The following is a 3,888-nucleotide window of genomic DNA, read 5'->3' as shown; positions in this document are numbered from 1 at the left end:
GCGCTGTACAGCGGCCCATTGGCCTTGGCGTTGGTGTTGAGCCTGTTACTGGTGATCCAGGAACGCTGGCCGAACAACGCCTTGCAGCGCGGCTTCAACAGGCTGTCGAGCAAGGGCATCTTTTTGCAGCAGCATCCTGAATGGCGCCAGCGTTTGCAGCGCCTGCGTTTGCGGAGGCGTCGATGATCGCGCTGTGGCCGCACTGGTTGCGCCCCTGGTGGCTGTTATTGCTGCCCCTGCTTGGCTGGTTGCTGTGGCAGTTGTGGCATCGGCAAAAGCGCGCCGGGCGTTGGCAGATGATCCTGCCGCCGGCGTTCCATGCCGAGTTGCTCAGTGGTGGCAATGGCCGCGAGAGCAAATCGCCGTGGGTGGTGCTTGGCATTGCCTGGCTGCTGGCCGTGCTGGCGTTGCTGGGCCCCAGTTGGCAACGGGTTGAACAGGCCAGCCAGAAACCTTCCGACCCGTTGGTGGTGTTGTTGGAACTGACCCCGGAAATGCTCGCCACCGACAGCCCACCCAACCGCCTGGAACAGGCACGGCGCAAGCTGTATGACCTGTTGCAAGCGCGCACCGATGCGCAAACCGCCATCATCGTGTATGCCGGCAGCGCCCATACCTTGGTGCCGCTGTCCGATGACCTGGCCACCAGCCGTAACCTGTTGGAAGCCCTGCGCCCATCGATCATGCCCGAGCCCGGCCATCGGGCCGATCTGGCCGTGGAAAAAGCCCTGCGCCTGCTCAAGCAAGGCGGTCTCGGCCAGGGGCGCCTGCTGCTGATCGGCTCGTCATTGTCCAAACAGGAACGCCAAGGCATCCGCCTGCAACTGCAAAGTGCCCAGGCTCCGACGTTGTCGATCCTCGGCATCGGCAGTCGCGAAGGCACGCCGGTGACTCAGGAAAGTGGCGAGTTCCTCAAGGACGACCAGGGCGCGATTCTGGTGCCACGTCTCGACAGCCCGACCCTCAAGGCGTTCGCCAGCGAAATGGGCGGCCGCTACCGTGCGGCGCGCCTGGATGACAAGGACCTGCGCCAACTCGGCATGCTCGACAGCGCCCAAGCCCTGCGCGACGACGGCCAACGGCTGCGCCTGGACACCTGGGCCGACCAGGGTTACTGGCTGCTCTTGCCGTTATTGCTGCTGGCCGCGTGCGCCGGGCGTCGCGGCTGGTTGTTCTGCCTGCCCTTGCTGCTGATGGGCGCGCCGCAACCCAGCTACGCCTTTGGGCTGCAGGACCTGTGGCTGCGCCCCGACCAACAAGGCCAGTACCTGCTCAAGCACAAACGCCCGGCCGAAGCCGCCGAACACTTCCAAGACCCGCAATGGCAAGGCGTGGCGCTGTACGAAGCCGGCAATTACGCCGAGGCCATCAAGCGGTTTGCCCAAGGCAGCGACGCCTATTCCCACTATAACCGTGGCAATGCCCTGGCCAAGGCCGGTGAGCTTGAAGCGGCCATTGATGCCTATGAACAAGCCCTGGAAGCCCAGCCCGATTTGCAACCGGCACTGAAAAACAAAGCCCTGGTTGAAACCCTGATGCAGGAGCAAGCGCAGCCCGAGCAGGACCCGCCTGCAAAAAACGAAGATGACGAAACCGCCCAACCCGGCCAAACTGCGCAACCGGGCGCCAGCGCACAAACGGCACAGGGCGGCGAGCAATCGCCCCACGGCCAGGGCGAAGCGGGCACCGCTGAGACTCAGACAGCCGCCACGCCACAGCCTGGCGGTAATGAAGTACCAGGCAGCGAACTGGGCGACGAACAAACCACCACGCCGCCTTTGCGCCCTGCCGACACACGCCTGGAAGGCGAGCGCCGCCAAGCGCTGGAGCAATGGTTGCAGGAGATCCCGGATAACCCCGGCGAACTGTTGCGCCGCAAATTCTGGTACGAACAGCAACAACATCAGGACACCACTCGATGAGCCGCCGCACCACCCTTTTGCTCCTGCTTGCGTTGTCGGCAGGCCACGCCCAGGCGGCGGACCTGGTCGCCAGCGTAGACCGCAGCCGCCTCAACTCCGGGGAAACGGTAGAGCTGACGGTGCAATCAAGTGATGTGACCCAGTTTGGCAAACCGGACCTGTCGCCCCTGGACGCGCAGTTCGAAGTCAGCGGCACCCGCCAGATCAACCAACTCACCACGCTGGACGGCGACAACCACGCCACCACCCGCTGGATCATCACCCTGCTGCCCAAGGTGAACGGCAACGTGGTCATCCCGCCACTGCAAGTGGGCGCACTCAAGACCCAGCCGATCACCCTGCAAGTGGTGGAAAGCGCCAGCCAGAACACCAGCGCCGAACTGGCCCCGGTGTTCATCGAAGCCAACCTCGACCAGACCAGCGTATACGTGCAGGCCCAGGCACTGTTGACCGTTCGCGTTTACCACTCGGTGTCGCTGTATGACGACAGCAGCCTCACGCCTTTGCAGATACCGGACGCACGTGTCGAACAACTGGGCGAATCACGCACCTATGAGAAGGTCATCAACAGCATCCGCCATGGCGTGATCGAAACCCGCTACGCCCTCTACCCTCAACACAGTGGCGCCGTGGTGATTCCGGCACAGACCTTCAGCGCCACCCTGGTGGAATCGCGACCGCCCCAGGAGAACACCTTGCAGGGCACCAAGCCGGGCAAGATGATTCACGTCAGCTCCGCGCCCTTGCCCTTGACGGTCAAACCCAAACCGGACGCCTACCCCGCCGACGCCCCCTGGCTGCCCGCGCGCAGCCTGAGCTTGAGCGAAGGCTGGAACCCCACGCCGGACCACGGGCAAGTCGGCGATTCCCTGACCCGCAGCCTTACCGTGGAGGCCGAAGGCCTGTCCAGCGCACAGCTGCCAGCGCTGCCCGGCACCGAGGTCAACGGCCTGCGCCGCTACCCCGACCAACCGGTGATGGCTAACCGCACCAGCGACCGCGGCCTGACCGGCAGCCGTGAAGACCGCGAAGCCCTGGTGCCGACCCACGCCGGCGAGCTGGAACTGCCCGCCGTGGAAGTGGTGTGGTGGAACACCCACGAAGATCACCTGGAACGCACCAGCCTGCCGGCGCGCACCGTGCAAGTGGCGGTGAACCCCAGCCTGGTGGTAGACACCCCGGCCACACCGACCATCATCACCGCGCCGGACGATGACCGCCTGTGGCTATGGCAACTGAGCACACTGATGCTGGCCTGCACCACCCTGCTAGGCTTTGGCCTATGGTGGCGCGCACGCCGGCAACCGGCCGTACAACGCGCAGCCCAAACCGGCCCCAGCCCACGCACCTTGCTCGACGACCTCAAGCGCGCCACCCAGGCCAACGACCCCCACGCCACCCGCCAGGCGCTGGACGCCTGGGCAAGGCAACAACCGGAAACCCTGGCCGACATGGCCGCACGGTTTGTGCCGTTGTCAGATGCCCTGGATGGCTTGAATGGCGCGCTGTATAGCGAAAGCGGCCAATACTGGTTGGGTGATGACCTGTGGCGTGCCATCAAGGCGATCCCCGTGGCCGAACGCGAGCAAGACCCGGCCACCGACACCACCAGCTTGCCGCCGCTCTACCCCAAGTAACCCCCGAGCCTGCTCGTTCCCACGCTCTGCGTGGGAATGCCGCCCCGGACGCTCCGCGTCCAGGTTTTACGCCCTGTGCAACGGTGACGCAGAGCGTCACGGGATGCATTACCACGCAGAGCGTGGGAACGATCAATGGCGAGCGATCAAGGCCATCCCCGTGGCCGAACGCGAGCAAGACCTGGCCACTGATACCACCAGTTTGCCGCCGCTCTACCCCAAGTAACCCCCGAGCCTGCTCGTTCCCACGCTCTGCGTGGGAATGCCGCCCCGGACGCTCCGCGTCCAGGTTTTACGCCCTGTGCAACGGTGACGCAGAGCGTCACGGG

3 protein-coding genes and 1 pseudogene are annotated in these 3,888 nt (G+C 64.9%); all 4 read left to right on the top strand.

Annotation, left to right across the window (positions count from 1 at the left end):
* Nucleotides 1-186: pseudogene (locus GIW04_RS28760) on the top strand (BatB protein); the annotation flags it as partial.
* Nucleotides 183-1,922: a tetratricopeptide repeat protein gene (locus GIW04_RS28755; protein ID WP_003190796.1), complete on the top strand. Its 1,740-nt coding sequence runs from the start codon at nt 183-185 to the stop codon at nt 1,920-1,922. The pseudogene GIW04_RS28760 and the gene GIW04_RS28755, both read left to right, overlap by 4 nt.
* Nucleotides 1,919-3,559 carry a BatD family protein gene (locus GIW04_RS28750; RefSeq protein ID WP_120248257.1) on the top strand — a complete coding sequence of 547 codons (1,641 nt, stop codon included), beginning with the start codon at nt 1,919-1,921 and terminating at the stop codon, nt 3,557-3,559. The genes GIW04_RS28755 and GIW04_RS28750 overlap by 4 nt, the downstream gene beginning before the upstream one ends.
* Nucleotides 3,560-3,662: 103 nt before the next feature.
* Nucleotides 3,663-3,785, top strand: a complete 123-nt coding sequence (locus GIW04_RS31295) for a hypothetical protein (protein ID WP_268939278.1) — start codon at nt 3,663-3,665, stop codon at nt 3,783-3,785.
* Nucleotides 3,786-3,888 lie beyond the last annotated feature (103 nt).

This window comes from Pseudomonas sp. PA-4-8C (assembly GCF_021606625.1).
GTDB classification, from domain to species: Bacteria; Pseudomonadota; Gammaproteobacteria; order Pseudomonadales; family Pseudomonadaceae; genus Aquipseudomonas; species Aquipseudomonas lactis.
This window is presented reverse-complemented; position numbering and strand designations above follow the sequence as displayed.

What these genes read in the sequence shown, in the direction of transcription:
- GIW04_RS28750 (WP_120248257.1), top strand. Translation starts at nt 1,919, where the DNA reads ATGAGCCGCCGCACCACCCTTTTGCTCCTGCTTGCGTTGTCGGCAGGC.
- GIW04_RS28755 (WP_003190796.1), top strand. Translation starts at nt 183, where the DNA reads ATGATCGCGCTGTGGCCGCACTGGTTGCGCCCCTGGTGGCTGTTATTG.
- GIW04_RS31295 (WP_268939278.1), top strand. Translation starts at nt 3,663, where the DNA reads ATGCATTACCACGCAGAGCGTGGGAACGATCAATGGCGAGCGATCAAG.